Source organism: Pseudomonas sp. ICMP 8385 (assembly GCF_002699915.1).
Classification (GTDB): domain Bacteria; phylum Pseudomonadota; class Gammaproteobacteria; order Pseudomonadales; family Pseudomonadaceae; genus Aquipseudomonas; species Aquipseudomonas gessardii.
This window is the reverse complement of record NZ_LKBY01000023.1, coordinates 1-628: the sequence shown is the minus strand read 5'-3', so window position 1 is coordinate 628 and position 628 is coordinate 1. Positions and strand designations below refer to the sequence as shown.

General features: G+C 57.6%; 2 protein-coding genes. Both read left to right on the top strand.

Annotation, left to right across the window (positions count from 1 at the left end):
• The coding region (locus AO268_RS04680; protein WP_257154340.1) for an immunoglobulin-like domain-containing protein at positions 1 to 495 on the top strand (495 nt) is incomplete at its 5' end.
• Positions 429 to 628 (top strand): immunoglobulin-like domain-containing protein (locus AO268_RS33505; protein ID WP_306474121.1); only part of this gene is annotated, 200 nt, incomplete at its 3' end. The genes AO268_RS04680 and AO268_RS33505, both read left to right, overlap by 67 nt.

The window sequence follows — 628 nt, the reverse complement described above, 5'->3', positions numbered from 1 at the left end:
GTGACGGATACACCGGGCACCGATAACACCACCACCGTCACCCTGACCGCGCCAAGCGCCGTCAACGAAGGCGGCAAGATCACTTACACCGCCACCTTGAGCAACAAGGCTGACACTGACGTCACCCTGACACTCGATAACAAGCAAACCATCACCATCAAGGCCGGTGAAACCGTCGGTACCGTGACGGTGGACGCTCCAGGCGATGACGTATTCATCGACAAGAGCACCCAGACTGTCCAGATCACCGACACCGCTGGCGGTAACTTCGAGAAGCTCGTGGTAGCAGGCAATGGCGCCACTACCACCATCAACGACACCATCGACAAGGTTGATGTGGTCCTGACGGCCACTAAAACCGTGGGCGAAGGCGGCCAGATCGTCTACACCGCCACGCTTGTGGATAAAAACGGCACACCGGTAAAACCGTGGGCGAAGGCGGCCAGATCGTCTACACCGCCACGCTTGTGGATAAAAACGGCACACCGGTGCTGAACACCACCGGCCCGCTGACTATCACCCTGGATAACAAACAAGTCATCACCATCGGTGTGGACCAATCGAGCGGCACTGTTTCGGTTGTGGCCCCGGATGATGTGTACAAAGGCGATCAAACCGTTACTACCGG